Raw genomic sequence first — 25727 nt, forward strand, 5'->3', positions numbered from 1 at the left:
CGTCGAAGTCAGTCCCTAGTCAGTGGTGGACGTGCAAGTACGCCTGACAGTCTGCCAGTTCCCCGCCTCGGCGACACACCGGACACCGTCACGACCTCCGCGCGCCGTTCAGGCGGAGCGGCCGTAGGTGTAGTCGTCGAGCGGGAAGGTGACCGCCTCACGGTGCGCGTTGGCGGTGCTGGTCGGGCGCAACAGCGCCGCCTCACCGTGCTGGTTGAAGTAGTAGCTGCGCGCGGTGGCGCAGTCGCCGCCGTAGAACACCGAGGAGCCCAGCTTGCCGGTGACCCGGTCCAGGAACTCGGCGTTGGCCCGCTCGGTGACCTCGAAGGTCTGCTCGCCGCGCCGGAACAGCTCGGTGAACAGCCTGCCCATGTGCTTCATCTGGGCCTCGATCGTGGTGAAGTAGGACAGCCCGCTGTAGGAGTAGGGACTGTTGAGGCTCAGGAAGTTGGGGAACTTGGGCACGGTGATGCCCTCGTAGGCCTGGAAGCGATTGTCGCGCCAGAACTTTCCGAGATTCACCCCGTCCCGGCCGACTATTTCGATGGCCGGGAAGTTCACGTCCCACAGGTTGAAGCCGGTGGCCAGCAGCAATGTGTCGATCTCGGTCTTGTGCCCGTCGGCGGTGACGATGCCGTCGGGTTCGATGTGGTCGATCGAATTCGTCTCCAGCCGCACGTGCGGCTCGTTGAACGTCTTGAAGTAGGTGTTGGAGAAGGTCGGGCGCTTGCAGCCGAAGTCGTAGTGCGGGGTGAGCTCGGCCCGGGTCTCCGGGTCGCGTACCTGAGCGAACAGGTGTGCCTTGGCCAGTGCCGCCGCCGCCTTGTTCAGCGGTTTGGCCTGCGCGTAGTGCAGCACACCGACGACCATCAGAGCCTCGAGCATGCTCGTGTTGGCCAGCCGTGCCGCCTTCTGGGTGAGCGGCACCTTGGCGAACAGTCTCTGGACGGCGCCGGGAATCGGGGCGTCGACCTTGGGTACCACCCAGATGGGGGTGCGCTGGAAGACGGTCAGCGCGTCGACCTTCTCGGCCACCTCGGGCACCAGCTGGACCGCGGTGGCGCCGGTGCCGATGACGGCGGCCCGGCGCCCGGTCAGGTCGTAGCTGTCGTCCCAGTCGGTGGTATGGATGATCTTGCCCGCGAAGGACTCGATACCGGGGAACGGCGGGGTGTAGGGCTGGGACAGGAACCCTGTGGCCGTGAGCAGGTAGCGCGCGGTGACGGTCTCACCGCCGGCGATCGAGACCACCCACTGCTGGTTGTCCTCGTCCCAGCGGGCGCCGTCGACCACGGTCCCGAATCGCATCCGCCTGCGCAGGTCGTACTTGTCGGCGACGTGCTCGGCGTACTTCTTCAGCTCGGCGCCGGGGGCGAACAGCCGGGTCCAGTGCGGATTCGGCTCGAAGGAATAGGAGTAGGTCACCGAGGCGATGTCGACCGCCAGGCCGGGATACCGGTTCACGTGCCAGGTGCCGCCCAGGTCGTCCTCGCGCTCGAGGATCACGAAATCGCGCAGTCCGAGCCGGTCGAGCTCGATGGCGGCACCGATACCGCCGAAACCCGCCCCGACCACGACCGCGTCCATTTGAGGTGCCACGCCGAACCTCCACATACCTCAGGTGTCTGTTACAGAATGACACATTATTCCGCCGTCGGCGACCGTGACATCGACCCGGTGACGAAGCCATCCGCCCACGTCGAACAGCGCAAAGCCGAACTTCACGTCATCGACGACGTGACCGGGCGCGTGTTCACCTCACTGGCGAACGAGCTCAGCCCCGAGACCGCGACCACGCTCGACGAGTACACCGCACTGCTGGACCGGATCGGCGACTCGCTCGATCGCGTGCTGCTCGACTCCACGGAGATCGTCATCACCGGCCACCTCGACCACGGCGTCCGATGGGGTTATCGGCGCCCCGATCTGGATACTCCCACCACAGCGAAAGCGGCGCTGGGGATGGCGGTCGCGGGCATCGTGCACGGCATGCGAACCCCGGATCCGGCGCTGCTTGCGGTGTACAGTCACGCGGTACGGCGGCTGTTCATCGACGGCGTCCGAGTTGCTGCGCGATGACGAAAACCCGTGGGATAGAAGGGCAATCCTGACACAATGACCGCTGTGACGCCCGACGATGTGAGCCGCACCCACTTCGCCATGCCGACCCTGGGCCATCGCGGCTACCACGCCGACGAGGTCGACGCGTTCCTCGAACTGGTCTCGGCCACCCTGGACGGGCAGGGCGTGCTCACCGCCGACGACATCCGTCACGTGCACTTCGGCGCACCGCGTTTCGGCGGCCGCGGCTATCAGGCCGATCAGGTCGACGACTTCCTCGACCGGGTCAGGACCGAACCGAGTACCGTCAGAAGGGCGGCGCCCCCGTCCCCGCGGCCCGGCCCGGCGACGACGTGGCCGAGATGCTCACCCCCGACGACGTGCACCGCATGCGGTTCAGCCAGTCGACAATCGGCCGGCGCGGCTATCACGAGGAAGAGGTCGACGCCTTCCTCGACCTGGTCGCCGCGACGCTGGCGCACAACGGTCCGGGCAGCCTGACCGCGGCCGACGTGCGCGACGTGCGATTCACCGACACCCGCCTCGGCACCCGCGGTTACTCCCGCGAGGAGGTCGACGCCTTCATCGACCTGGTGATCACCGCGCTCGAGCACCCCGAACGCGGGCACTGACCGGTTCCCGGCCGCCGAGAGCCCTGCTCAGCCCTGGATGCTGTGCAGTTCGGCCTCGCGCAGGTCGTCGGGGAAGACGTAGCGGCGGAACGCCCAGAACCGGAACGCCATCGCCAGCAGCACGCCCAGGATCTGCCCGGACACGAAGTTGGCCACCGCCTGCACCACCGGATCCACGTGCGGCACCCGCAGATTCAGCACGTACAGCGAGATCGCCTGCGGAATCATCGTGACGCCGATGCCCAGCGCGCTGACCGTGAAGAACAGCGCCGCCTCGTGGCTGCGCTGCCTGCCGCCGCGGGTGCGGAAGGACCACTCGCGGTTGAGGATGTAAGAGGCGATGGTCGCGATCAGCGCGCCGAGCAGGCGCGCGGTCAGCGGCTTGTCGCCGAGCACGGTCAGCTTCACCGCGTACACGACACCGGTGTCGATGAACCAGGTGATCGCGCCGACGACCGCGAACTTCAGGAGCTCCCGATGCTTCAGGAGCAGGGAACGCAACGGCTCGGGGAATCGCTGCACCACCGCATGGATTGCCACCCGGCCGACAGTAGACGACGATCGCGTGCCTCGCCCACCTGGCTCAGTCGAGCAGGTCCATGCTCGGTTGCGGTTCGCGCCCACGCACTTCGATGGCGCCGATGACCAGATCCGGCGGCGGCACCAGCCCGAGATGCTCCCACGCGGCCGCGGTCGCGACCCGGCCGCGCGGTGTCCGGGCGACCAGCCCGGCGCGCACCAGGAACGGCTCGCACACCTCTTCGACGGTGGCCGCTTCCTCGCCGACGGCGACCGCGAGCGTGGACACGCCCACCGGTCCCCCGCCGAAGCCGCGCACCAGCGCGCCGAGCACGGCGCGGTCGAGCCGGTCCAGGCCGAGCGCGTCGACGTCGTAGACCTCCAGCGCGGCCATCGCGATCGGGTGGGTGATCACGCCGTCGGCCCTGACCTCGGCGAAGTCGCGGACGCGGCGCAGCAGGCGGTTGGCGATGCGCGGGGTGCCGCGGGAGCGGCCCGCCACCTCGGCGGCGGCGTCGTGGTCGATCTGCACGCCGAGGATGCGCGCCGACCGCTGCAGGATCCGCAGCAGTTCGGCGGGCTCGTAGAAGTCCATATGGCCGGTGAAGCCGAAACGGTCGCGCAGCGGGCCGGTCAGGGCGCCGGAGCGGGTGGTGGCGCCGACAAGGGTGAACGGGGCGATGTCGAGCGGGATCGAGGTCGCGCCGGGGCCCTTGCCGACCACCACGTCGACCCGGAAGTCCTCCATCGCCAGGTACAGCATCTCCTCGGCGGGGCGGGCCATCCGGTGGATCTCGTCGATGAACAGCACATCGCCTTCGACCAGGTTGGACAGCATGGCGGCGAGGTCGCCCGCGCGTTCCAGCGCGGGGCCGGAGGTGATGCGCAGGGCGGTGCCGAGTTCGGCGGCGATGATCATCGCCATGCTGGTCTTGCCCAGGCCGGGCGGGCCGGAGAGCAGCACGTGATCGGGCGTGGCGCCGCGCTGCCTGGCGCCGCGCAGCACCAGGGCTAGCTGTTCGCGGACGCGGGGCTGTCCGATGAAGCCGTCGAGCGAGGTGGGGCGCAGGCCGGTCTCGGCTTCGCCGTCGGTAGGCAGATACCGCGCGGTGAGGGCGGATTCGTCGGGTTCGCCGGACTCGAGCTCGAAATCGTCGTCCATGGCTACCTGTTCTTGCCGAGCAGGCCGAGAGCGGCACGCAGGGCAGCGGAGGTGGTGGCGGTGGGCTGGTCGGCCAGGACGGCGTCGACGGCCGGTTCGGCCTGCTTGGCGGGGAAGCCGAGCCCGACGAGCGCCTCGGTGACCTGGTCGCGCACGGGGGTGACCGGCACCTGCGCGCCGGGCGGACCGGCGGGCACCGGCACCAGGTTCACCTTGTCGCGCAGTTCGACGACCATGCGTTCGGCGCCACGCTTGCCGATGCCGGGCACCCGGGTGAGCGCGGCGACATTGCTCTCCGCCAGCGCCTTCCGCAGCGCCTCCGGCTCGAGCACCGCCAGCACCGCCATCGCCAGCCGGGGGCCGACGCCGGACACCGTCTGCAACAGGCCGAACAGGTCGCGGGCCTCGGTGTCGGCGAAGCCGAACAGGGTCATCGAGTCCTCGCGCACGATCATCGCCGTGTACAGGCGGGTCTCCTCACCACGGCTGAGGCCGGCCAGCGTCGCCGGGGTGGCGTTGAGCCGGTAACCGACGCCGGCGGCCTCGATCACCACATGGTCGAGCGCGATCTCGAGTACCTCGCCGCGTACCGACGCGATCACCCGCGCACCACCTTCCGTTGTTCGGCCAGCCGTTGTTCGTAGCGGCGGCGGACCTCGTCCGCCTGCGCCTGCGCGGCCGCCATCCGGTCCATCAGCGGCGCCCGCCAACAATGACAGATCGCCAGGGCGAGCGCGTCGGCGGCGTCGGCGGGTTTCGGGGCGACCTGCAGTCCGAGGATCCGGGTCACCATGGCGGTGACTTGTGCCTTGCCGGCGGTGCCGTTACCGGTGACCGCGGCCTTCACCTCACTGGGCGTATGGAAGGCGACCTTGATCCCCCGCCGGGCCGCGGCCAGCGCGATCACCCCGCCTGCCTGCGCGGTCCCCATCGCGGTACGCACGTTGTGCTGGGCGAAGACTCGCTCGATCGCGACGGCCTCGGGCCGATGCGTGTCCATCCATTCCTCGGCGGCGTCGGCCACCGCCATCAACCGGTGCGCCAGCTCCGCCTCGGGCGGTGTCCGGACCACCCCGACGTCGAGCGCGACGACCTTCCGCCCCGGCCCGCTGTCCACCATGCTGAGCCCGCACCGGGTGAGCCCGGGATCGACGCCCATCACCCGCACCGGCAACCCCTTCGAAGACACGAACAGTTGTTCGAAAGTCTAGAGCATTCCCCCGCCGGGCCCGACCAGCGACACGGACGGCGCGGGGCCGCCGGGCCGGTGGACCGCGCGGTCAGTCGACGGTCGCGCTGCAGGTGACGAAGCCGAAGGAGCCGGTCGAAGTGTCTTCGTCGAGAACCTTGCCGTCGCGCAGGATCCGGCAGCTGACGGTGCCCTCCTCCGTGCCCGTCGTCGTCACGGTGATGCTGCCCATCTTGGCGAAGCCGGAGACGGTGACGTTCTTGCGCCAGGGCACCATCGACCCGTTGGCGGTGTTCTGGTCGAAATCGCCGCTGTAGTAGGTGATGTCGACCTGCGAGGCGGTACCGTTCACCTCGTAGACGAGGTCGGCGCTGCTGTTGACCTCTTTGTCGACCTGCCAGGCCGCCACACCGATGATCGCCGCGCAGCCGCCGCCGAGCAGCACGAGCACCAGCACGACACCGCCGACGATCCACGGCCAGATCGGCTTCTTCTTCGGCGGCTGCGGATATCCGTAGTTCGGCGGGTAGCCGCCCTGCGGATATCCACCCTGATACGGCGGCGGTGGCGGCTGATAGGTCATCGGTCCCCCTCGGGCACAAGCGGATAGAGCCAGGACACTACCCGACGGAGCTAGACCAGGGCGGCGACGAACACCGTCAGCGCCCGATCGTCGAACAGCACGAACCGCACCTCGTCGACGGCCGGGTCGGCCGCGCGTACGGTCTCGACGGCGATCCGGGCGCCGTCGTCCATCGGCCAGCCGAAGATGCCGGTGGAGATGGCCGGGAACGCCACCGTGCGAGCGCCCAGTTCGGTGGCCACGCGCAGGGATTCGCGGTAGCAGGAGGCCAGCAGAGCCGAGCGGTCCTCGGCGGCCGACCAGACGGGGCCGACGGTGTGGATCACCCAGCGCGCGGGCAGCCGTCCCGCGGTTGTCGCCACCGCCTGCCCGGTCGCCAGGCCCTTCCCGTAGTGCGAGGCGCGCAGGTCACGACACGCGGACAGGATCTCGGGTCCGCCCTTGCGGTGGATCGCACCGTCGACGCCGCCACCGCCGAGCAGCGAGGAGTTGGCGGCGTTGACCACTGCGTCGACCCGCTGTTCGGTGATGTCCCCGCGCACTGCCGCGATCCGTGTCATCGGTCCATTGTGCTGGCCGCGCCGAGTGCGACACCAGCGGATATCGCGGCGTACCGTCGACACCGTCGCAGATCGTCGCTCCACCCGAGCCGAGGAGAACCGCGCATGCCCACACCCACCGGCGAGATCCAGCCGACGCCCGACGGTCGTGATCTGGTGATCACGCGGTCGCTGGGCCTGCCGATCGAGGAGGTGTGGGCCCGCTTGACCGATCCGCACCTGACCGCGGGCTGGTACGGCACCTGGGAGGGCGAGGCGGGCACCGGCAACACCATCCGGGTGCAGCTGCGGTTCGAGGAGGGCGAGCCGTGGACGGGCATGAACATCGACGACTGCACCCCGCCGATCCACCTGGGCCTGTCCTCGACCGACCAGATCGGCGTGTGGCGCCTGGAGGTGACCCTGCTCGACACCGGGGCGGCCACCGACGTGCGCCTGGTCCACCACCTCACCTCGGAGTACCAGCTGACCGAGATCCCGCAGATCGGTCCCGGCTGGGAGTACTACGCGGACATGTTCGTCGCCGCCTGCACCCAGACCGAACGACCGAACTTCGCCGACTACTACCCGTCGATGGCGGCCTACTACGCCGAACGCGCGGCCTAGCCCGAAACCCGCACCGCCCCGGCCGAAGTCCCGGCCGGGGCGGTGCGGGTGCGATCGCGGGGTCTACTCGTCGTCGAGCTCGGCGGCGACCTCGTCGGAGATGTCGACGTTGGTGTAGACGTTCTGCACGTCGTCGCTGTCCTCGAGCGCGTCGACCAGCTTCAGCACCTTGCGGGCGCCCTCGGCGTCGACCGCGACCGACACCGAGGCCTGGAAGCCGGACTCGGCGGAGTCGTAGTCGATGCCCGCGGCCTGCAGCGCGCTGCGCACGGCGATCAGATCGCCGGGCTCGCTGATGATCTCGAAGGCCTCACCGTGGTCGTTGACCTCTTCGGCGCCCGCGTCGAGCACGGTCTCGAGGATGTCGTCCTCGGTCAGACCGTTCTTCTCGAGGGTCACCACACCCTTGCGACCGAACAGGTACGCCACCGAACCCGGGTCGGCCATGTTGCCGCCGTTGCGGGTCATCGCGACGCGGACCTCGCCCGCGGCGCGGTTGCGGTTGTCGGTGAGGCACTCGATCAGCACGGCGACACCGTTGGGGCCGTAGCCCTCGTACATGATCGTCTGCCAGTCGGCGCCGCCGGCTTCCTCGCCGCCGCCACGCTTGCGGGCGCGCTCGATGTTGTCGTTGGGGACCGACGACTTCTTCGCCTTCTGGATGGCGTCGTACAGCGTCGGGTTACCCGCAGGGTCACTACCACCAGTGCGGGCCGCCACCTCGATGTTCTTGATCAGCTTGGCGAAGAGTTTGCCGCGCTTGGCGTCGATTCCCGCCTTCTTGTGCTTGGTGGTGGCCCATTTGGAGTGGCCGCTCATGCCCTACTTCCTTCAGGTCGGTTGCACGTCTGCCCGGGCGGACAAGCTCGATCCAGCCTACTCGGACCGCGCACGCGGAGTGGCCGCGGGCGTTACCGTGCCGAACGAACCAGGTCGACGAACAGTTCGTGCACCCGCAGATCGCCGGTCACCTCGGGGTGGAACGAGGTCGCCACGACATTGCCCTGCCGGGCGGCGACGATGCGGCCCTGCGCCGGACCGTGCGGCACCCGGGCCAGCACCTCGACACCGGCGCCGACTCGTTCGACCCACGGGGCGCGGATGAACACGGCCCGCACCGGCGTGTCGAGGCCGGCGAAGTCGAGGTCGGTCTCGAAGGAGTCGACCTGACGGCCGAAGGCGTTGCGGCGCACCGTCATATCGATGCCGGACAGATGCTGGGCGTCGGCCCTGGTGTCGAGCACCTCCGAGGCCAGCAGGATCATGCCCGCGCAGGAGCCGAAGGCGGGCAGCCCGTCGCGCAGCCGGGCACGCAGCGGCTCGAGCAGATCGAAGGCCTGCAGCAGCTTGGAGATGGCGGTCGACTCGCCACCGGGCAGCACCAGCCCGTCGACGGCGGCCAGCTCGGATTCGCGCCGCACCAGCACCGCGTCGGCACCACAGTGGTCCAGCGCGGCAACGTGTTCGCGCACGTCACCCTGGAGCGCGAGGACGCCGATGGTCGGCCGGGCGGCAGCGGAGGATGCGTTCACAGGCGCTGAGCTTACGAGCCGGTCCGATGTGCGCCCGCTCACGGTCGCCGTCAAGGTTGCGTCAACGCCGGGTGCGTTCCGGCGGGCCGGGCCGACACCCACAAGGGTGATCGCACTACTGCCGCGCCGGAGTCCCGCACCTGCGCCGATCGTCCCGCGCCCACGCGGGCTCACCGTCTCCACCGGGCTGGCCGGTCTGTCCCTGGACGCGATGGCGTCGGTCGCCTACGGCCCCGAGGCGATCGTGCTGGTGCTGGCGACCGCGGGCGGTCTCGGCCTCGGGATGACCCTGCCGGTCACGCTGGCGATCGCGGCGCTGCTCGCGGTCCTCGTCGCGTCCTACCGCCAGGTCATCGCGGCGTTTCCGAACGGTGGCGGCGCCTACGCCGTGGCCCAGCGCTACCTCGGGCATCGCACCGGCCTGCTCGCGGCAGCCTCGCTGATCGTCGACTACATGCTGAATGTCGCGGTCTCGCTCGCCGCCGGCGTCGCCGCGCTGACCTCGGCGTTCCCCGCACTGCACGGGTATACGGTGGGGATCTGCCTGGCGGTGCTGGTCGGTATCACCGCACTGAACCTGCTCGGCATCACCGAGAGCGCCCGCGCGTTCATGGTACCGACGGCGGTGTTCGTCGCCGGCATCTTCGTGGTGATCATCGGCGGGCTGCTGCGCTCCGAGCCCGCCGCCGTCACCGCGGGCACGGCGGCGGTGAGCGATATCCACACCGTCGGGGTGCTGCTGTCGCTCAAGGCGTTCTCCAGTGGGTGCGCGGCGCTGACCGGTGTGGAAGCGATCGCCAACGCGGTGCCGAGCTTCCGGGAACCCCGGGTGCGGCGCGCCCAGCGGGCCGAGGTCGCGCTGAGCCTGCTGCTGGGCACGATGCTGATCGGACTGGCTGTCCTGATCGAGAAGTTCTCGCTGCGCCCGATCGAGGGCACCACGGTGCTCTCCCAACTCACGGAGGCGGCGCTGGGGCACGGCGTCGGCTATTACGTCGTGCAGTTCACGACGGTGGTGCTACTGGCGCTGGCGGCCAACACTTCCTACGGCGGCCTGCCGACACTGACCCGGGTGCTCGCCGACGACAACTGCCTGCCACACCGTTTCGCCGTCGCCACCCCGCGCCAGGTCTACCGCTACGGCGTGCTGGCCCTCGGGGTGAGTGCCGCGGTGCTGCTGGTGGCCGCCGGGGGGCGGATGAACGCGCTGGTCCCGCTGTTCGCGATCGGCGTGTTCGTCGGCTTCACCATCGCCCAGACGGGCATGGTCCGGCACTGGTGGCGGACCAGGTCCGACGGCTGGCGATGGCGGATCGCGCTCAACGGCTTCGGCGCGGTGCTGACCTTCGTCGCCGCCGTCGTCACCACCGCGATGAAGCTTACCGAGGGCGCCTGGCTGATCGTGCTGGTCCTGCCCGCGCTGATGCTCGGGATGGAGCGAATCCGTCACGCCTACACCAAGATCGGGTGCTCCCGCGGGACGGTCGGGGTCGTGCCCGCGCAGCCACGCCGCACGGGCACCGCGATCATCGTGCCGATCGCCGAGGTGTGCGAGCTCACCGCAGCGACGAACTCGAACGCGTCCTGCGCAAGATGACCGACACCGTGGTGTGCCACCTGCGTGTGCAGGTGAGCTGAGATCCCGGCCGGCGGCCGTGGAATGCCGGACCGGTGCGGCGGCCACCCGCACCGGTCCGGCGCACGTCTACTTGTGGCGCGGCGTGCGGATCAGACCCTCCTGGACGACCGCGGCGACGAGGTTGCCCTCGAGGTCCCAGATCTTGCCGCCGGTCAGCGCGCGGCCGAAGCCCGCCGAGGGCGAGGACTGGTCGTAGAGCAGCCATTCGTCGGCGCGGAACGGGCGCAGGAACCACATCGCGTGGTCGAGCGAGGCGTCCTGGGTGGGCTCATCGGGATGGGCCACCTTGGACGAGCCGAGCAGCGTCATATCGCTCATGTAGGCGAGGGTGCAGACGTGGAACAGCGGGTCGTCGGGCAGCTTGTGGCGGTACCGGAACCACACCTGCTGCTGGGAGACGTACCCCTCGCGCTGGGCGACCTGCTCCGACGGGACCGTCCGGATGTCCCAGTGCTCCCACTCCCGCATCGCCCACAGCCGTTCGGGGCTCATGGTGACGCTGGCGTCGGGCAGCAGATCCGGACCTTCGACCTCGGGCATCACGTCCTGGTGTTCCGGACCCTCGTCGCCGCGGTGGAACGATGCCGACATCGTGAAGATCGCCTGCCCGTCCTGCACGCCGGTGACCCGGCGGGTGCAGAAGGAGCGGCCGTCGCGGATGCGCTCCACCAGGTAGACGGTGGGCTCCTCCGGATTGCCCGGTCGCAGGAAGTAGCCGTGCAGCGAGTGCACCTGGAACGACGGGTCGACGGTCCGCACCGCCGAGACCAGCGCCCGGCCCGCGACCTGACCGCCGAAGGTGCGCGTCAGCTGGGATTCGGTGGCCGCACCACGGAAGATGTCGCGTTCCAGCTGCTCGATCTCGAGCGCCTCTTCGATAGTCGCCATGCGCTCGAGATTATCCCGTCGCCGACCGGCTGATCTGTCCGGCTCGGCACCGCGCGCCGGAATTTGCTGTGATAGTGCCGTGCCGTCGTTCACGCCCACCTCCCCCACGGCTGTGGCGGGGCTCGTCGCCGACCGGCTGGCCGCCTTGCCGGGGCGGCGGGTGCTCGCCGTCGACGGCGCCGATGCGGCGGCGCCGGTCGAGCTGGCCCGCCGCATCGCCGGCACGCTCACCGCGCGAGGGCGCTCGGCCGAGGTGGTGGCGCTGCACGATTTCGTCCGCCCGGCCTCGCTGCGGATGGAATACGGTCGCGACGACGAATGGTCCTATCGCACAGCCTGGTTCGACTACGACGCGGTGCGCCGCGAGATCCTCGACGCGGTCCGGAGCGCCGGTCGCTGGCTGCCCGCGCTCTGGGACAAGGCCCGCGATCGATCGGCCAGGGCCGCGATCCGCCCGGCGCAGGCCGACCTGGTGCTGGTGCTGGCCGGGCCGATGCTGCTGGGCCGGGGCCTGGACTTCGATCTCACCGTGCGACTGGAGCTGAGCGAGCAGGCGGCGCTGCGCGTCGGCCCGTAGCCCGCGCACTCTCCCCCGGACAGACGAAAGCCCCGGCCGGGATTCACCTTCCGGCCGGGGCTTTCGGTCACGCGATCAGGCGCAGGCGACCGACTGCTGCCCCAGGTTGGTGAGCATGCCGCAGGCCCAGGTCTTCTGGACCTTCCACTTGCCGTCCTCGGCCACGAACGGCACATCCACGACATTGGTCTGACCGTTGAGGGTGAAGTTCGCCTTCGCGTTCACACTGTCACCGAACGAGGTCACCTCGGTGACCTCGACCTGCACACCGGCGTCCTTGGCCGCCACGGCCAACCGGTTCGGCAGCTCGGGATCTGCCGCGCCACCCTGCACGAAGTCCAGCTTCTGCTCGTTCGGGATCGAGGGGTCCAGCGCGGTGGTCAACTGCTCGCTCAGCTGGGGGACGGTCGGCACGGCCGGCAGGTTCGCGGCGTTCGTGGCCACGGCCTTGGCGCTGGTGGTGGTCTTCGCGGCGGGCTTGTCACCCTTGTCGTCGCTGCACGCGCTCAGGCCAAGGGCCGCGACAACCGCCAGGCCCGCAATCGCGACACGTCCGGTCTTGCCAAACTTCATCCACTCGTCCTTACGTCGGGTCAGGAGTCTTCGCCCTGCGGGCGACGGCCCGGACCCGCGCACACGACGCAGGCCTCGATGCCACGGCCCGGACGCTACCCAGCGATGGTGAGGAAACTCTGAGAACCCGGCAACGGTGGTCTGTGAGAGGTGGCCGCGCGCACGACCTCACACCAGGCGATGGCCGCCGTCGACGTGCAGGACGGTGCCGGTGATGAAGCGATTGCGCTGGACCGCGAGGAAGGATTCGGCGATATCGGCGGGGGTGCCGAGCCGGCCCGCGGGGAGGCGGGCCGCCATGGCGCGATGCCGATCGGCTTTGTCATCGGGGGCGAAGGCATTCCAGATCGGGGTGTCCACCCAGCCCGGCGAGACGGCGTTGACGCGGATCGGGGCGAGTTCCAGGGCGAGGGCGGCGACCAGACCCGCGAGCGCGGCGTTGACCATGGCGACCAGGGATCCGCCCGGCGCGGGGCGATAGGCGGCGATGCCGGAGGTGACGGTGATCGAGCCGTGGTCGGCGACCCTGGCGTGTTTGGCGACGAGCGCGGGGCCGATCATCTTGGCCGCCACCATCTTCGCCGCGATGCCGGCGTCGAAGGCGGTGATCGGCTGGTAGGCGCCGGTCATGTCGGCGGCGGTGACGACGACGTGGTCGACGGTGCCGGTCGCGCCGAACAGGCGGGCGATATCGGCTTCGGTGGTGATGTCGGCGACGACGGTACGCAGGGTGCCGGGGTGCGCGTCGAGTTCCTTCGCCGCCAGGGCGAGTCGATCCGCGGACCGGCCCGCGATCGTCACCTCCGCGCCCTCGGCGAGCAAGCGGCCCGCCAGGGCCAGACCCATGCCCGAGCTGCCGCCGATGATCACTGTGCTGTTCTCACTCATGCGGCCAGCTCAGCACCGCACCCGGGGGAAACTCCATGTCCGGCGGCCGAACCGGCGTTCGACGATCCCTAACAGTCCTGCTCACAACGGGATTCGCGCCGGACACGAGCGCACCGATTCCGCACGGCGCGCTCGATGCCCACGCGCCGATCAGCGCAATGCGGCGACCGCGGCGACGAGCTGGGCGCCGGTCTGCGTGTCGGCGGCGGCGATCAGCCCGTGCGGACCGGTGTGCAGTGGCCCGCCGGCCAGGTTGGTGACCGCGCAGCCCGCGGCCTCACATACGGCGATGGCGGCGGCGAAGTGCACGCTGTCGCGTAGGTCTCCGCCGGTGACGTAGGCCGCCCGGCGGCCCGCCGCCACCCAGGCCAGGGCCAGCGAGGTCGACAGCACCCGCGCGTGGAACTCCCCTGCGAAGCCGGGGGCGTCGAAGAGGCGCGAGGGTCTCGACCAGGGGAATTCGTGATCCAGATCGACATCGACGAGCCGGCTGTCGGCCCGGGGTAGGAGCGGCTGATCCGCACCGTCGCTGCGTAGGTAGGCGCCCTGGCCCGCCGTCCAGAACACCTCGTCGGCGAACGGGTCGGCGACGGCGGCGACCCCGATCGTGGCGCCGGTCCGCAGCGCGACATTCACCGCGACGAATTCCGTGCCGACCGCGAAATTCCGGGTCCCGCACAGGGGGTCGACCAGCCAGGTGCGGTCACTATGAGCCGAGCCGGTCACCCCGGACTCCTCGGCGAGAAAGCGATCACCTGGACAGGCGGTCGCGAGCACATCGAGAATGGCCTGTTCGGCCGCGAGGTCTGCCTGGGTGGCGAAATCGTCGCCCTCCTTGGCGTACCGGGTGAGCGGCGCGTGGAACGCGGACCGGATCACTCCCGAAGCGACTTGCGTTGCGTGAACTGCGATTTCAATATCCGAGTGGTGCACCGCCGCCAGGCTACGCACCGCGGAGATCGACTGCGGGCGAACGCGAACCGGCGGTCACAGGGGGGCGCGCCACGGGCCGGTCGCGGTCGTGTCGGCCAGCGCGGCGTGGATCGGATGCCCGCTCGTTCCCCGCCACACCGCCATGTAGTCGACGGCGATCGGGCCGTCGCTCAGCGGGCGCCACGCGAGGCCGGGATGGTCGCGGACCCGATCGGAACTCAGACCGATCAGATCGGTGCGATGCGGGAGCACCGCGAGCTGTTGCGCGTGGCCCATCGCGTTGTCGCTCAACCGGATTCGCGCGCCGCGCCCGGCCAGCTCGGCGAGCAGCGCGCGGTGCAGGCCGGGTGCGGAGTCGCGAGCGAAGAGCACCAGTTCGTGGTCGTCGAGCAGCACGGGCGTGATCTCGGCGTGCTCGGCGAGGGGATGCCGCGCGGACACCACGACACCGAGACCCTCGCGGGCGACCGGCCGGGCGGTGTAGTGCTCGGGAAGCTCGATCGGACCGCGCACCAGTGCGAGGTCCACCTCGTCGGCGGCCAGCATGCGCAGCTGGTCGGCGGTGGTGCCGCCGGTGAGGACCAGGCGCGCGCCGATCGCCCGGGCGAGCGCGTCGAACCGCGCGGGCAGCCACGACGGCGCGCCGTTGAGCAGGCCGAAGCGCACCACCTGGGCACCGTCGGCACTCGCGCGCCGGGTCTCCCGCACGGCGGTCTCGGCGGCGGACAGGACGGCGCGGCCGGTGCGCAGCAGGACCTCTCCCGCCGCGGTGAGCTCCACCCGCGGTTCCCGCACCAGCAACGGACCGCCGAGTTCGCGTTCGAGCACCCGGATCTGCTGGCTCAGCGTCGGCGTCGTGATGAACAGCCGCTCGGCGGCGCGCCGGAAGTGCAGTTCCTCGGCGAGCACGACGAAATACCGCAACTGCCGAAGCTCCACCCGCTCGACCCTACCGGCGTCAGCGGGCCAGGTAGACGGCCAGACCGAGGCCGAGGACGCCGACGGTCACCCGGAGCAGCGTCGGCGGGATCACCTTCACCACCGGCGGACCGCACCAGCCGCCGGCCAGCGCTCCCAGCGCCAGCGCGAGCGCCGCGCCCCAGTGCACCGGCCCGAAGGCCGCGAAGCCGACGGCGGCGACCAGATTGGCGATGCCGAGCAGGAAACTCTTCAGAACCGAAGCGCTCCAGAGCGATTCGGAGGTGCACAGCAGCATCATCGACAGGTAGATGACACCGGCGCCCGCCCCGAAATAGCCGCCGTAGGTGGAGATCAGCACGATCCCCAGTGGAACGATCCAGGGTGCGCTCAGCTCACCGACGTGGCGGCGCACCAGCGGCTGCACCAGCAGGGCGATCGAGGCGATCGCGACCAGGAACGGCACCACCACTTCGAACGCGCCGTCGGGCGCCACCAGCAACGCCAGCGCACCCAGTAGCCCGCCGATCGCCGAGAGCACCGCCCAGCGCACCAGCGTCGGCCCGCGCCCGACGAGTTCCCGCCCGGAATTGGCCGTCGCCCCCACCCCGACAGCCACCATCGCGACCGTGTTGGTGACATTGGCGGCCACCGGCGGCAACCCGACCGCCAGCAGTGCCGGATAGGAAACGATCGAGGCCATCCCGGTGACGAACCCCACCAGGCCGGTGAAGAATCCCGCGACGACCAGCAAGAAGAAGTCGAGCGCGGTCACGGACCGACTGTACGGTATGCCCACACGGCAGTAACTCGGGCCTCAGGCCGGCGCACTCACCATCCGGGCCACCAGCGCTCGGGGGCGATCGGCGGGCGCGGCGGTGAGCACCGGGGTGCCGAGCGCCGACCGCAGGGCACCCAGACCCACCAGCAGCGGGCCGAGCAGTTCCGCCCGCAACTCGGGATCGGGTCCGTCGAGGCGGCCGGCAAACTCCTGGAGACAGCCGTCGCGGAGCTGGGCGCGCACCTGGTCGTGCCGTCGAAACCCGGTGCGGCGAACCTGGTCCGGGCGGCGTCGAGCCTGCGGCGCGGGTGACGGCGGGCCGGACCGGTGCCACTGGGACGAGCTCGACGCCGTCACCAAAGCTCTCGGGCGCCGATCAGACGCGACGGCGGGCGCCGTGCTCGCGCACGACGCCCGCCGGTACCGCAGGTCTTCGGGGTCAGTTCACCAGCCGCGCTCGGCGAGGCGGTGCGGCTGCGGGATCTCCTCGACATTGATGCCGACCATGGCCTCGCCCAGGCCGCGGGAGACCTTGGCCAGCACGTCCGGGTCGTCGTAGAAGGTGGTGGCCTTCACGATGGCGGCGGCACGCTGCTCGGGGTTGCCCGACTTGAAGATGCCGGAGCCGACGAACACGCCCTCGGCGCCGAGCTGCATCATCATCGCGGCGTCGGCCGGGGTGGCGATGCCACCGGCGGTGAACATGACGACCGGCAGCTTGCCGGTCTGGGCGACCTCGCGGACCAGCTCGTACGGGGCCTGCAGCTCCTTGGCGGCGACGAACAGCTCGTCCTCCGACAGCGAGGTCAGGCGGCGGATCTCGGCGCGGATGGTGCGCATGTGGGTGGTCGCGTTGGACACGTCGCCGGTGCCCGCCTCGCCCTTGGAGCGGATCATGGCCGCGCCCTCGGTGATGCGGCGCAGGGCCTCACCCAGGTTGGTGGCGCCACAGACGAAGGGGACGGTGAAGTTCCACTTGTCGATGTGGTTGGCGTAGTCGGCGGGGGTGAGCACCTCGGACTCGTCGATGTAGTCGACGCCGAGGCTCTGCAGGATCTGCGCCTCCACGAAGTGGCCGATGCGGGCCTTGGCCATCACCGGGATGGAGACGGCGGCGATGATGCCGTCGATCATGTCCGGGTCGCTCATCCGGGAGACGCCGCCCTGGGCACGGATGTCGGCCGGAACCCGCTCGAGCGCCATGACGGCCACCGCGCCGGCGTCCTCGGCGATCTTGGCCTGGTCCGGGGTGACCACGTCCATGATCACGCCGCCCTTGAGCATCTCGGCCATGCCGCGCTTCACGCGGGCGGTGCCGACGGTGTTGGTGGTCTCAGGCGTAGTCACGGCTGTCTCCTGTGTCATGTGCGCCAATCAGGTCGCTCGTTATGGACACCGTCGATTCTAGAACCGTCCGAAATCGGGCTTCATAGCCAGTTGAGGTCCACTGGCCTTGCCACGACCAGCGACGATACCGCCGCCACCCACCGCTGGCCTGCTCCGGTGGCCCGCCGCTCAGCACGCGCGGGCCGGTTCCGCGGTCGGTGCCGGCGCCACAGTCGGCCGAGCACGGTGCCCGCGGGCACTCCGCGACACAGGCCACCGTCACCCCGCCGAGCACCACACCGACCGCGTACACCGCGGTCAGCAATTCTCCGCGCGCCAGCGGTTTTCCGCCGGAGACCGCCGATCGCGGTCCGAATCAGTGTGCGGCGTCGTCGAACTCGACGTGTACGTCCGCGGCGCCGCGCAGCTCCGCCAGGGGAACCGCTTCGGCCCGCAGCTGCGCGCGGAGCCGAGCGCTCATCGGCCGGAACGGCGTGACGGTCAGCGTCAGCGTGCGCCCCTTCTTACGCGGCCGCCAGATTCCGGCGACGTCCCCGTCCGCCAGCACCGCGCCGGGCGCGCCGACCGCCTTCCACACTGCACGTTGATATTTCGGAGCGACGATGGTCGCCCGATCACGCAGCTGGAGGTAGGGATCGCTCGGTGGGAGCAGCCGCACCCCGTGCGCGGTGGTGGCCGGGGATCGCAGGTCGTTCAGGTCGTCGGCGTGGATCCACGCCCGCTTCCCCTCGACCTCTACCGGAGTGAGCTCAGCAGCGTTCCACCACGGGTCGACGTCACCGGTCCTGATCCCCAGCCAGGCGGCGAAATCCTGCCGTGTGGACGGCCCGTAGCACCGCAGGTAGCGGCGCAGGAGCGCGGCGCGGGCGGCATCGGGGTCGGTCCGCGGCGGCGCGTCCAGCCATTCGCCGAGCAGGACGAACGGCGCGGTGTTGTTGCTGCGCGGTGCCAGGCAGACTAGGCCGCGCAGGGCCAGTATCCGAAGACAGAAGTGCACGACGGCCTCCCCCAGCGGCTGGTTCGCACCATAGGGGCCCAATGCCTGCCAGGCCTCCCGCCGGGCGGGTGACAGTGTGCTCGCGATGCGCGCGGCCAGTTCCCGGCCGAGGGCATCGATCGGCAGCGCACGGTGCGCGAGCGCCGGTCCGATCTGCTCGGCGGTGCGGTCGACGATGTCGTCCAGACCGAGTTCGAGGGTGCGCAAGGCCGGTTCGACCCCGCCGATCAGATGCAGTCGCGCCGCTTCGGTGGTCGGCAGGACACCGGAGGTGAAGACGGGCAGGTCGGCGGTCGGGAAGAAGTGCGGCGCCCCGCGCATGCACCAGGTCTGCACCAGGGACTTCTCCACGCCGACCAGGTGCTCGACCCGCTCGGCGGTGACGTCCTCGACGCGTGCGTGGAGGGCGAGCAGCGCCGATCCCGGCGGACTGTTCTGCACGGCACACGCGCCTGCCACCACGAGCAGATCCCGGCGTCGGGTCAGGAGGTGATGGGCGCCGAGCCGGAATCCGACGACATCGCCGGTCGCCACGCTGACCGGACTCCGAGCCGCCACCGATCGCCTCCCGCCGCGTTCCCCGACGATCGGCCGCCCGATCGACTCAGCGGATAGAGCGTACGACGTGCTCGGCGTCGTCGGCGGCAGCCGCGGCCGCCTCGGTCAGCAGTTCGTCGAGGTGGTACGGGTACACCGCCTCGCCCTGATCGTCGAGGGCGCGAATGTCGGCGGGGGTGCACCAGCGGTGGTCGGTGATGGTGCGACGCTCGAGCGCGTTCAGGGCCGCCGGACGCCACTCGAAGCTCGGGGCCCGCAGGGTGAAGAACAGCTCCTCGGAGCGGATGAGCTCACCGTTGAACGGGAACACCGCCACCCGGCGCCACAGCGGACCGCGCAGCGCCGCCGGATCGACCCGCTGACCGGTTTCCTCGTACAGCTCACGCACCGCGGCATCGCGCAGGCTCTCCCCGGGCTCGACGCCACCGCCGACGGTGAACCAGAACGCCACCTCGGGCAGCATCGGGTCGTGGCCGCGTAGCAGCAGCACCCGGTCGTGCTCGTCGAGCAGCACCACGCGAGCGGAGGTGCGGGTGGTGTGCACGTCGAGTCCGGTCGCCGCGGCGGGTGTGGCCCGCTCGGTGATCTCGAAATAGTCCGGCAGCGGCGCGGTACCACCCAGGTGCAGCACCCGCACCGGCCGGCGGGTGCGCAACGCGAGGGTGTCGCGAACGGCGTCGTTGTGGAAGCGGCGCGCGATCAGCACCCGAGCCTCGGCGTCGGCGAGCTCGGCGACCAGCTGCGGCCGGAGAAGGTCGATGTCGACCAGGGTCAGTGCGGCGGAGAGCTGGTTCTCGACGGTCTCCCGGTCACCGCGATCGGCCCGCTCGGCGCGATCGGCCAGGGCGGCGAGCTGAGCGGCCCGTTCACCGCGGCGCGAGTCGGTGCTCACCGGGCCTGCGATGGCCATGGCCACCGCACGCGCCACCACCGCGCGCCGGGCCAGCGCCGCGTCGAGCGCCTGCCAGGACTGATCCGAGCGCACGTGCAGCCGGTCGAGCCGGTTGGCCGTGGAGTACGCCCAGACACCGAGCGCGAGGACGAGCACGGCGATCAGCCCGAGAACGAGGACCGAAGTCGCGGAGAAGGTGATCATCCGGCGGCCCGCACCCGGAGATCGCCGACGGTGACGGTCTCGTATACCCGCAGGATCTGCTCGGCCACCACCGGCCAGTCGTAGGCGGCGACCACCTGGGTCGCGGTGCGCACCAGCCGCTGCCTGGTCTCGTCGTCGGTGAGAACGGTGTCGATCGCGGTGGCCAGGGCGGCCGAATCACCGACGGGGGTGAGCAGGCCCGCGGTCCCGTCGCGCAGCACCCGGCGGAACGCGTCGAGCTCGCTGGCCACCACCGGGGTGCCCGCGGCCATCGCCTCGATCAGGATGATGCCGAAGCTCTCGCCGCCCAGGTTCGGCGCGACGTAGACATCGGCGCTGCGCATCGCCGCGGCCTTCTCCTCGTCGGAGACCTGGCCGAGGAAACGCAGGTGCCCGGCATGCGCGCCCGCCTCGCGGCGCAGCCGGTCCTCGTCGCCGCGCCCGACGATGAGGATCTGCACGTCGGGATGCCGGTCGATCAGCGTGGGCAGCGCGCCCAGCAGCACGTCCATGCCCTTGCGCGGCTCGTCGAAGCGACCGAGGAACAGCACCGTCGCGCCCACGCGCGGATAGCCGTCGAGCAGCGGCCCCCGGGCGAACGCCGCGACATCGACACCGTTGGGGATCTCCACCGCGTCCGAGCCGAGCGCCTCGACCTGCCAGCGCCTGGCCAGCTCCGAGACGGCGATGCGGCCGTTGATCTTCTCGTGGTACGGCCGCAGCACCCCCTGGAAAGTGCTCAGCACCAGTGACTTCGTGGTCGAGGTGTGAAAGGTCGCGACGATCGGTCCCTCGGCGATCTTGAGCGCCAGCATCGACAGACTCGGCGCGTTGGGCTCGTGGATGTGCAGCACGTCGAAGTCGTTGCTCTCGATCCAGCGCCGGATCCGGGTGTAGGCCATCGGGCCGAACGACAGCCGCGCCACCGACCCGTTGTACGGAATCGCCACCGCGCGGCCCGCCGACACCACGAAATCGGGCAGCGGGGTGTCGTCGGAGGCGGGCGCGAGCACGCTCACCTTGTGTCCACGTTCGAGGAAGACCCGGGCCAGCTCGACGACATGGGCCTGCACACCGCCGGGAACGTCGAACGAGTACGGGCACACCATGCCGATCTTCACCGCGGTCCCCCTGTCTGCGCGGCCGCGATGCGCGCCCGCCGCTCGGGCGACAGATCGGCTTCCCACAGCGGTTGCAGCATGTGCCAGTCGGCCGGATGCTCGGCGATATTGGCCGCGAACCGATCGGCCAGCGCCTGGGTCGCGGCCGCGACGCCGCCGGAGACATCCAGCGGCGCTTCGGTTTTCAGACCCCAGCCCTCGGTGCCGTCGGCTTCGACGGTGAACCACCCGTGCACCGGCATCAGCGCGGCACCGGTCTCGATGGCCAGTTTGGCCGCGCCGGCGGGCATCCAGGTGCGCTCGCCGAAGAAGTCCACCGGCACGCCTTTGCCGGTGAGGTCGCGCTCGCCCATCAGGCAGATGATCCGGTTCTGCCGCAACCGGTCCGCGAGCTGCCCGAACGGCGGCTGCTCACCACCGGTCAGCGGGAACACCTCGAAGCCGAGGCTCTCCCGGTAGGCGACGAACCGCTCGAACAGCGACTCCGGCTTCAGCCGTTCGGCCACCGTGGTGAAGTTGTCGTAGTGCTGCACCAGCCATACGCCGGCCATATCCCAGTTGCCCGAGTGCGGCAGCACGAAGATGACGCCGCGGCCCCGCTCCAGGGCCGCGTCGAGGTGTTCCAGGCCGTCGACGTAATAGTCGATCGTGCTGTGGTCCATGCTGGGCAGCCGGAACGCCTCGCGCCAATACCGGGCGTAGGAGCGCATACTCGCGCGCATCAGCTCGGCCGGGACCGCATCGGGGCGCACCCCGAGCACCCGGGCGAGGTTTCGCCGCAACTGCTCCGGTCCGCCGGCCTTCACCGCCCGGTCGGCGCCCAGATCGAACACCTTGCGCACGAGGGGTTCCGGCGCCGACCGCACCAACCGCCAGCCCGCGGCGTAGCCCAGGTCGCTCATCCGATCGGTGAGGGTCACGACGCCGCACCTCCGGCCGCGTCGGGCTGCGGGGTGGGCGGGATGACGGTCCGCGCGCCCGGCGAGTTCCGCACCGCGAGCACCCGCTGGAACACCGTGATCACGCTGGCCACGACCAGGATCCACATGGCCACGTAGACGGCCCAGGTGAGCCATTCGATGCCCCAGTGCCCACCGATGCCGGTGAGCCCGGCGCCGACCAGCACGATGACCAGCCGGTCCGGCCGCTCGATCAGCCCGCCGTCGGCGGACAGGCCGCTCGCCTCGGCGCGCGCCTTCGCGTACGAGATCACCTGCGAGGTGACCAGCACGATCAGCGTCGCCGCGAACAGTTCCTTGCTCTGCTCGTGGTAGACCGCCCACCAGGCCAGACCGCCGAAGATCGCGCCGTCGGCGACCCGGTCACAGGTGGCGTCGAGGACGGCGCCGTACTTCGTGCCGCCGCCGCGGGCCCGCGCCATCGCTCCGTCCAGCATGTCGAACATGACGAACAGCCAGATGACCATCGTTCCCCAGAACAGGTGTCCGGAGGGGAACAGCGTCACCGCGGCCGCGATCGTCGCGGTGGTACCGATCAGTGTCATCGCGTCCGGGGTGAGCCCGGTACCGACGAGCGCTTTGCCCAGCGGCGCAGTCGCTTTCGCAAACGTCTGGCGGCCGAAGAAGCTGAGCACGGTTGTTATTCCTCCCACGCCTCCGCCAGCAGCTGCCGCGTCTCGCGCAACAACTGAGGCATCACCTTCACCCCGCCGACCACGGTGATGAAGTTCGCATCCCCACCCCAGCGCGGCACGATGTGCTGGTGCAGGTGGTCGGCCAGCGAACCACCGGCCACGCCGCCGAGGTTGAGCCCGACATTGAATCCGGCGGGCCGCGAGACCCGCTTCATCACCCGGATGGCCCGCTGCGTGAAGGCCATCAGCTCCGCGCTCTCGGCGGGCGTCAGATCCTCCAGGTCGGCGACCCGGCGGTACGGCACCACCATCATGTGCCCTGGGTTGTACGGGTACAAGTTGAGCACCGCATAGACGTGTTCACCGCGGGCGATGATCAGCCCGTCCTCGTCGGACATCTTCGGGATGTCGGTGAACGGGTGACCGGTGGCGTCCTTGGGCTTGACCTCGCCGGTGATGTAGGACATCCGGTACGGCGTCCACAGCCGCTGCAACCGGTCCGGCTGGCCGGCGCCCGCGTCGACGATCGACCCGGCCTCCGAGGCGATGCTCTCACTCATGAGGACGCCTTCGCCGCGGTGACGACCTCGAACCCGTCCGCGGTGGGCGAGACGTTCTCCCGGTTGGCGATCCAGCTCAGGATGGTGGCCACCGCGTCGTCGACCGGCACGCCGTTGACCTGGGTGCCGTCGCGGAACCGGAAGCTGACCGCGCCGGCCTCCACGTCGCGCGCGCCCGCCAGCAGCATGAACGGCACCTTCTGCGCGGTCTGGTTGAAGATCTTCTTCTGCATCCGGTCGTCGCTGCGGTCGACCTGGGCGCGCACGCCCCCGTCCTGCAGCCGCTCGATCACCGCGTCCAGGTGCGGAGCGAAGTTCTCCGCGACCGGGATGCCCACGACCTGCACCGGGGCGAGCCACGCCGGGAACGCACCGGCGTAGTGCTCGGTGAGCACGCCGAAGAACCGCTCGATCGAGCCGAACAGGGCGCGGTGGATCATCACCGGACGCTGCTTGGTGCCGTCGGAGGAGGTGTATTCCAGGTTGAACCGCTCGGGCAGGTTGAAGTCGAGCTGGATGGTCGACATCTGCCAGGTGCGGCCCAGCGCGTCCTTGGCCTGCACGGAGATCTTCGGGCCGTAGAACGCGGCGCCGCCCGGATCCGGCACCAGGTCCAGACCCGAGGCCTCGGCGACCTTGGCCAGGGTCTCGGTGGCCTCTTCCCACAGCTCGTCGGAGCCGACGAACTTCTTCGGGTCCTTGGTGGACAGCTCGAGGTAGAAGTCGTCGAGGCCGTAGTCCTTGAGCAGCGACAGCACGAACTGCAGCGTGGTGGTCAGCTCCGCGTGCATCTGCTCCTTGGTGCAGTAGATGTGCGCGTCGTCCTGGGTCATGCCACGCACGCGAGTCAGGCCGTGGACCACGCCGGACTTCTCGTAGCGGTACACCGAGCCGAACTCGAACATCCGCAGCGGCAGCTCACGGTAGGAGCGCCCACGCGCGCGGAAGATCAGGTTGTGCATCGGGCAGTTCATCGGCTTGACGTAGTAGTCCTGGCCGGGCTTGCGCACGGTGCCGTCCTCGTTGAGTTCGGCGTCGAGGTGCATGGCCGGGAACATGCCGTCCCGGTACCAGTCGAGGTGACCGGAGACCTCGAACAGGTGCCCCTTGGTGATGTGCGGGGTGTTGACGAACTCGTAGCCCGCGTCGATGTGGCGCTGGCGCGAGTACTCCTCCATCTCCTTGCGGATGATGCCGCCCTTGGGGTGGAACACCGGCAGGCCCGAGCCGAGCTCGTCGGGGAAGCTGAACAGGTCGAGCTCGAGGCCCAGCTTGCGGTGGTCGCGGCGCTCGGCCTCGGCCAGCAGGTGCAGGTACTCGTCCATCGCCTCGGTCGATTCCCAGGCGGTGCCGTAGATGCGCTGCAGGTCCTCGCGGTCCTGGTCACCGCGCCAATAGGCGGCCGAGCTGCGGGTCAGCTTGAAGGCGGGGATGAACTTGGTGGTGGGGATGTGCGGGCCGCGGCACAGGTCGCCCCACACCTTCTCGCCGGTGCGCGGGTCCAGGTTGTCGTAGATGGTCAGCTCGTTGCCGCCGACCTCCATGATCTCCGGATCGTCGATGCCCGACTTGTCGCTGATCAGCTCGAGCTTGAACGGCTCCTTCGCCAGTTCCGCCCGAGCCTCGTCGATCTCGACGACGCGACGCGAAAAGCGCTGCGCGCCTTTGATGATCTTCTTCATCCGCGATTCCAGCTTGGCCAGATCCTCGGGGGTGAAGGGCCGGTCGACCCGGAAGTCGTAGTAGAAGCCGTCCTTGATCGGCGGGCCGATGCCCAGCTTGGCGTCGGGGAACTCCTGCTGCACCGCCTGGGCCAGCACGTGCGCGGCCGAGTGCCGGATCACGCTGCGGCCGTCCTCGGTGCTGGCGGCGACGGCCTCGACCTCGACGTCTTCGTCCGGGGTCCAGGACAGGTCCTTGAGCGCGCCCTCGGCGTCGCGGACCACCACGATCGTGTCGGGTCCCTTGGTCGGCAAGCCCGCTTCTCGCACCGCCGCGCCCGCGGTAGTCCCGGCCGGCACCCGGACGAGGGCGACAGGGCTGATCGGTGCAGAGGTGGTCACGGGGATGCTCTCCTTGACGTCACGTCCGGCGGGGATGTCCCGCGCGGCGCAGGCTGGATTCCTGCGAACGCGACCATGCTAGCTGTTCCGCCTCCCCGCGATTCTGGCCAGACTCGTGTTCGTGTCGCGGATCGCGCGCGGCCGACGGTCCGACGAGCGGGTGCGTCAGTCCGTCCCAGGTGAGTTACCTCTGCACTCTCCGGGTATGTCCCCGCTGGTCATGACCTCTAACCTGTCGGGCAACCGGCGTGCGATCGACATTCGGTCGCGAAAAACCTGCCCACGTGCCACACCCCGGCACAAACCATCCCGTGCAGCACCCCGGACCCACCGACAGTACCGGCATCCTA

General features: G+C 70.1%; 29 protein-coding genes and 1 pseudogene. 6 read left to right on the forward strand and 24 right to left on the reverse strand.

What is annotated here, in order from left to right; all coding sequences use genetic code 11:
• Positions 1 to 108: 108 nt before the first annotated feature.
• Positions 109 to 1599, reverse strand: coding sequence for a flavin-containing monooxygenase (locus tag NV348_RS03020; RefSeq protein WP_447145587.1), 1491 nt, complete (start codon positions 1597 to 1599; stop codon positions 109 to 111).
• Positions 1600 to 1635: 36 nt separating this feature from the next.
• On the opposite strand from NV348_RS03020, the gene NV348_RS03025 reads away from it, so the two are divergent.
• From NV348_RS03025 to NV348_RS03035, 3 genes and pseudogenes are all read left to right on the forward strand, one after another.
• On the forward strand, positions 1636 to 2079 hold the full coding sequence (locus NV348_RS03025) for a hypothetical protein (RefSeq protein ID WP_447145588.1): 444 nt from the start codon (positions 1636 to 1638) through the stop codon (positions 2077 to 2079).
• Between the two features lie 81 nt (positions 2080 to 2160).
• A pseudogene (locus NV348_RS03030) lies at positions 2161 to 2310 on the forward strand (DivIVA domain-containing protein); the annotation flags it as partial.
• A gap of 113 nt (positions 2311 to 2423) precedes the next feature.
• Positions 2424 to 2693: a DivIVA domain-containing protein gene (locus NV348_RS03035; protein WP_447145589.1), complete on the forward strand. Its 270-nt coding sequence runs from the start codon at positions 2424 to 2426 to the stop codon at positions 2691 to 2693.
• Between the two features lie 27 nt (positions 2694 to 2720).
• On the opposite strand, the gene NV348_RS03040 is transcribed toward NV348_RS03035, so the two are convergent.
• The 6 genes from NV348_RS03040 to NV348_RS03065 all read right to left on the reverse strand — a co-directional run bounded on the left by NV348_RS03040 (position 2721) and on the right by NV348_RS03065 (position 6706).
• Entirely contained in the window at positions 2721 to 3233 is a 513-nt protein-coding gene (locus NV348_RS03040) for a GtrA family protein (RefSeq protein WP_447145590.1), read from the reverse strand.
• A gap of 43 nt (positions 3234 to 3276) precedes the next feature.
• Positions 3277 to 4374, reverse strand: a complete 1098-nt coding sequence (ruvB, locus tag NV348_RS03045; RefSeq protein ID WP_447145591.1) for a Holliday junction branch migration DNA helicase RuvB — start codon at positions 4372 to 4374, stop codon at positions 3277 to 3279.
• Between the two features lie 2 nt (positions 4375 to 4376).
• Positions 4377 to 4976, reverse strand: coding sequence for a Holliday junction branch migration protein RuvA (gene ruvA, locus NV348_RS03050; protein WP_447145592.1), 600 nt, complete (start codon positions 4974 to 4976; stop codon positions 4377 to 4379).
• Positions 4973 to 5542, reverse strand: a complete 570-nt coding sequence (gene ruvC / locus NV348_RS03055) for a crossover junction endodeoxyribonuclease RuvC (RefSeq protein ID WP_447150916.1) — start codon at positions 5540 to 5542, stop codon at positions 4973 to 4975. The genes ruvA and ruvC overlap by 4 nt, the downstream gene beginning before the upstream one ends.
• A 112-nt stretch (positions 5543 to 5654) precedes the next feature.
• Positions 5655 to 6146 carry an MmpS family transport accessory protein gene (locus NV348_RS03060; RefSeq protein WP_447145593.1) on the reverse strand — a complete coding sequence of 164 codons (492 nt, stop codon included), beginning with the start codon at positions 6144 to 6146 and terminating at the stop codon, positions 5655 to 5657.
• A gap of 50 nt (positions 6147 to 6196) precedes the next feature.
• Entirely contained in the window at positions 6197 to 6706 is a 510-nt protein-coding gene (locus NV348_RS03065) for an O-acetyl-ADP-ribose deacetylase (protein WP_447145594.1), read from the reverse strand.
• Positions 6707 to 6811: 105 nt separating this feature from the next.
• On the opposite strand from NV348_RS03065, the gene NV348_RS03070 reads away from it, so the two are divergent.
• Positions 6812 to 7312, forward strand: coding sequence for an SRPBCC domain-containing protein (locus NV348_RS03070; protein WP_447145595.1), 501 nt, complete (start codon positions 6812 to 6814; stop codon positions 7310 to 7312).
• Between the two features lie 63 nt (positions 7313 to 7375).
• On the opposite strand, the gene NV348_RS03075 is transcribed toward NV348_RS03070, so the two are convergent.
• Both NV348_RS03075 and pdxT read right to left on the reverse strand, forming a co-directional pair.
• Positions 7376 to 8131, reverse strand: coding sequence for a YebC/PmpR family DNA-binding transcriptional regulator (locus tag NV348_RS03075; protein WP_447145596.1), 756 nt, complete (start codon positions 8129 to 8131; stop codon positions 7376 to 7378).
• Between the two features lie 92 nt (positions 8132 to 8223).
• The gene (pdxT, locus tag NV348_RS03080) at positions 8224 to 8844 is read right to left on the reverse strand and encodes a pyridoxal 5'-phosphate synthase glutaminase subunit PdxT (RefSeq protein WP_447145597.1); all 621 of its coding nucleotides are present in this window, start codon (positions 8842 to 8844) and stop codon (positions 8224 to 8226) included.
• A 106-nt stretch (positions 8845 to 8950) separates the two neighbouring features.
• Here pdxT and NV348_RS03085 point away from each other — a divergent pair, with 106 nt between their 5' ends.
• Complete coding sequence (locus NV348_RS03085; RefSeq protein WP_447145598.1) at positions 8951 to 10441, forward strand: APC family permease; 1491 nt, start codon at positions 8951 to 8953, stop codon at positions 10439 to 10441.
• Between the two features lie 108 nt (positions 10442 to 10549).
• Here NV348_RS03085 and NV348_RS03090 read toward each other — a convergent pair whose 3' ends face one another.
• On the reverse strand, positions 10550 to 11371 hold the full coding sequence (locus tag NV348_RS03090; protein WP_447145599.1) for an acyl-CoA thioesterase: 822 nt from the start codon (positions 11369 to 11371) through the stop codon (positions 10550 to 10552).
• A 79-nt stretch (positions 11372 to 11450) separates the two neighbouring features.
• Here NV348_RS03090 and NV348_RS03095 point away from each other — a divergent pair, with 79 nt between their 5' ends.
• Complete coding sequence (locus tag NV348_RS03095; RefSeq protein ID WP_447145600.1) at positions 11451 to 11948, forward strand: nucleoside/nucleotide kinase family protein; 498 nt, start codon at positions 11451 to 11453, stop codon at positions 11946 to 11948.
• A gap of 75 nt (positions 11949 to 12023) precedes the next feature.
• On the opposite strand, the gene NV348_RS03100 is transcribed toward NV348_RS03095, so the two are convergent.
• The 14 genes from NV348_RS03100 to thrS all read right to left on the reverse strand — a co-directional run bounded on the left by NV348_RS03100 (position 12024) and on the right by thrS (position 25377).
• Positions 12024 to 12521 (reverse strand): WKL family lipoprotein, encoded by a 498-nt coding sequence (locus NV348_RS03100; RefSeq protein WP_447145601.1) that lies wholly within the window; start codon positions 12519 to 12521, stop codon positions 12024 to 12026.
• 168 nt (positions 12522 to 12689) lie between these two features.
• Entirely contained in the window at positions 12690 to 13409 is a 720-nt protein-coding gene (locus tag NV348_RS03105) for an SDR family oxidoreductase (protein ID WP_447145602.1), read from the reverse strand.
• Positions 13410 to 13559: 150 nt separating this feature from the next.
• On the reverse strand, positions 13560 to 14360 hold the full coding sequence (locus tag NV348_RS03110; RefSeq protein WP_447145603.1) for an inositol monophosphatase family protein: 801 nt from the start codon (positions 14358 to 14360) through the stop codon (positions 13560 to 13562).
• Positions 14361 to 14396: 36 nt separating this feature from the next.
• Complete coding sequence (locus tag NV348_RS03115; protein ID WP_447145604.1) at positions 14397 to 15281, reverse strand: LysR family transcriptional regulator; 885 nt, start codon at positions 15279 to 15281, stop codon at positions 14397 to 14399.
• 19 nt (positions 15282 to 15300) lie between these two features.
• A complete protein-coding gene (locus tag NV348_RS03120) occupies positions 15301 to 16035 on the reverse strand; it encodes a sulfite exporter TauE/SafE family protein (protein ID WP_447145605.1) in 735 nt (244 codons plus the stop codon).
• Positions 16036 to 16077: 42 nt separating this feature from the next.
• Positions 16078 to 16284, reverse strand: a complete 207-nt coding sequence (locus NV348_RS03125; protein WP_447145606.1) for a TetR/AcrR family transcriptional regulator — start codon at positions 16282 to 16284, stop codon at positions 16078 to 16080.
• Between the two features lie 201 nt (positions 16285 to 16485).
• Positions 16486 to 17406: a pyridoxal 5'-phosphate synthase lyase subunit PdxS gene (gene pdxS, locus NV348_RS03130; protein ID WP_447145607.1), complete on the reverse strand. Its 921-nt coding sequence runs from the start codon at positions 17404 to 17406 to the stop codon at positions 16486 to 16488.
• A 337-nt stretch (positions 17407 to 17743) separates the two neighbouring features.
• A complete protein-coding gene (locus NV348_RS03135; protein ID WP_447145608.1) occupies positions 17744 to 18943 on the reverse strand; it encodes a winged helix DNA-binding domain-containing protein in 1200 nt (399 codons plus the stop codon).
• A gap of 46 nt (positions 18944 to 18989) precedes the next feature.
• A complete protein-coding gene (locus NV348_RS03140; RefSeq protein ID WP_447150917.1) occupies positions 18990 to 20036 on the reverse strand; it encodes an NUDIX hydrolase in 1047 nt (348 codons plus the stop codon).
• Entirely contained in the window at positions 20036 to 21160 is a 1125-nt protein-coding gene (locus tag NV348_RS03145; protein WP_447145609.1) for a glycosyltransferase family 4 protein, read from the reverse strand. The genes NV348_RS03140 and NV348_RS03145 overlap by 1 nt, the downstream gene beginning before the upstream one ends.
• On the reverse strand, positions 21157 to 22080 hold the full coding sequence (locus NV348_RS03150) for a phosphatidylinositol mannoside acyltransferase (RefSeq protein WP_447145610.1): 924 nt from the start codon (positions 22078 to 22080) through the stop codon (positions 21157 to 21159). The genes NV348_RS03145 and NV348_RS03150 overlap by 4 nt, the downstream gene beginning before the upstream one ends.
• Complete coding sequence (gene pgsA / locus NV348_RS03155) at positions 22077 to 22754, reverse strand: phosphatidylinositol phosphate synthase (protein ID WP_447145611.1); 678 nt, start codon at positions 22752 to 22754, stop codon at positions 22077 to 22079. Before pgsA ends, NV348_RS03150 begins: the two co-directional genes overlap by 4 nt.
• 5 nt (positions 22755 to 22759) lie before the next feature.
• Positions 22760 to 23314 (reverse strand): ATP adenylyltransferase, encoded by a 555-nt coding sequence (locus NV348_RS03160; RefSeq protein ID WP_447145612.1) that lies wholly within the window; start codon positions 23312 to 23314, stop codon positions 22760 to 22762.
• The gene (gene thrS / locus NV348_RS03165; protein WP_447145613.1) at positions 23311 to 25377 is read right to left on the reverse strand and encodes a threonine--tRNA ligase; all 2067 of its coding nucleotides are present in this window, start codon (positions 25375 to 25377) and stop codon (positions 23311 to 23313) included. Before thrS ends, NV348_RS03160 begins: the two co-directional genes overlap by 4 nt.
• Positions 25378 to 25727 lie beyond the last annotated feature (350 nt).

This window comes from Nocardia fodinahabitans (assembly GCF_052983615.1).

Coding starts and splice junctions, on each gene's coding strand:
- NV348_RS03090 (WP_447145599.1), bottom strand. CDS start 11,371: ATGGCGACTATCGAAGAGGCGCTCGAGATCGAGCAGCTGGAACGCGAC.
- pdxS (WP_447145607.1), bottom strand. CDS start 17,406: ATGACACAGGAGACAGCCGTGACTACGCCTGAGACCACCAACACCGTC.
- NV348_RS03075 (WP_447145596.1), bottom strand. CDS start 8,131: ATGAGCGGCCACTCCAAATGGGCCACCACCAAGCACAAGAAGGCGGGA.
- NV348_RS03060 (WP_447145593.1), bottom strand. CDS start 6,146: ATGACCTATCAGCCGCCACCGCCGCCGTATCAGGGTGGATATCCGCAG.
- NV348_RS03035 (WP_447145589.1), top strand. CDS start 2,424: ATGCTCACCCCCGACGACGTGCACCGCATGCGGTTCAGCCAGTCGACA.
- NV348_RS03105 (WP_447145602.1), bottom strand. CDS start 13,409: ATGAGTGAGAACAGCACAGTGATCATCGGCGGCAGCTCGGGCATGGGT.
- ruvB (WP_447145591.1), bottom strand. CDS start 4,374: ATGGACGACGATTTCGAGCTCGAGTCCGGCGAACCCGACGAATCCGCC.
- NV348_RS03070 (WP_447145595.1), top strand. CDS start 6,812: ATGCCCACACCCACCGGCGAGATCCAGCCGACGCCCGACGGTCGTGAT.
- NV348_RS03100 (WP_447145601.1), bottom strand. CDS start 12,521: ATGAAGTTTGGCAAGACCGGACGTGTCGCGATTGCGGGCCTGGCGGTT.
- NV348_RS03065 (WP_447145594.1), bottom strand. CDS start 6,706: ATGACACGGATCGCGGCAGTGCGCGGGGACATCACCGAACAGCGGGTC.
- NV348_RS03160 (WP_447145612.1), bottom strand. CDS start 23,314: ATGAGTGAGAGCATCGCCTCGGAGGCCGGGTCGATCGTCGACGCGGGC.
- NV348_RS03025 (WP_447145588.1), top strand. CDS start 1,636: ATGACACATTATTCCGCCGTCGGCGACCGTGACATCGACCCGGTGACG.